Annotated in this window: 1 protein-coding gene; it reads right to left on the bottom strand. The window is 43.8% G+C overall.

Annotation, left to right across the window (positions count from 1 at the left end; all coding sequences use genetic code 11):
- On the bottom strand, positions 1-1,211 hold a 1,211-nt coding region (locus tag U736_RS12440; RefSeq protein WP_026500691.1), incomplete at both ends, for a phage major tropism determinant.

Below are 1,211 nucleotides of genomic sequence, written 5' to 3'. Positions count from 1 at the left end.
CACCAAACAGAGTGCGGCAATATATCCCCTGCTTGATAACCGGATAAGGGATGACCAGAAATCGTACCAACATCCGCACAGAGCGTATGAAACCCTCCTATCTTACGAGAATTACTCACTGTGTAATCCCTTGGATAGGTAGAGTTTTCTGACAAAACAAGTTTATGAGACTGTTTTCCATCAGAAACCAGATAAACATAATAATCCTTGCCTGCCGAAAGAGAAGGAACGCTTATTCTTGTATCTGCCGTATAACTTGCAACCAAAGTATCATTGCCTAATGCCAAGGTTATACGCGTTCCTTTCTTCAAGGTGAGTTGTTTTTTCCCTGTCGCAACAAGAAACGGCGTAGAAATTGAAAGAACCGTTAAATTGGACTGTTTCAGTAAATTGTTTATCTCTTCCCCTAGCACTTTTGCCTGTGAGGCTACTGTATGAGCTGTTGTCGCTGTTTCCAGAGAACTCTTGATACCACTAAGCTCTTTCTTCATTGTATCGGCGGTTGTTTTGGCTTCTTCTGCTGTTCTTTTCGCTCTATCAGCGGTTTCCTTGGCTTTATCAGCTTCGCTCTTGGCTTGATAAGCTTTTGAATCTGCTGCTTCGGCTTTTTTCTTGGCTTCGTCTGAATACATCCGCGCTAAACTTACGGGGGCTTTAAAATTCTCAACCACTTGATTGATATCGATAACCCTACTCCTCGCAGACGAGGCTATTTTCTCTGCATTTTCTGCTATTGACCGCGCCTGTCCTGCTTCATGTTTTGCATAACCTGCTGTATCTTTTATAGCCTTTACCGCATCATTCGCTCCATCCGCCTTTGACCATGCTGTATTGGCTTTTTTCTTAGCTTCTTCAGCCGCTCTCTCCGCAGATTGGGCTATGGACTTCGCACTCTCCGCTAATTCCTTGGCTTTCCCTACTTCACCTTTAGCTTCATACGCGCGGTTATCGGCTTTCTCCGCTATTTTCTTGGCTTCTTCACCTGCCATTTCTGCTAAACTTGCTCTAGTCTTAGCATTATCTGCCACTTCCTTCGCGTTGTTAGCTGTACTACTAGCATTATAAGCTATATTTTTCGCAGATTCTGCCTCACTACGAGCTTGCCTCGCATCATTTTCGGCATAAACAGCTTTCTGTTTGGCTTCCTTCGCTGTTTTTTCTGTCTCTTCTAGCTTGTCTTCTAAAGATGATGCTAAAGACGCTGCCTTTTT

It is taken from the genome of Bartonella grahamii ATCC 700132 (genome assembly GCF_000518085.1).
In the GTDB taxonomy this organism is placed as follows: Bacteria; Pseudomonadota; Alphaproteobacteria; order Rhizobiales; family Rhizobiaceae; genus Bartonella; species Bartonella grahamii.
This window is presented reverse-complemented; position numbering and strand designations above follow the sequence as displayed.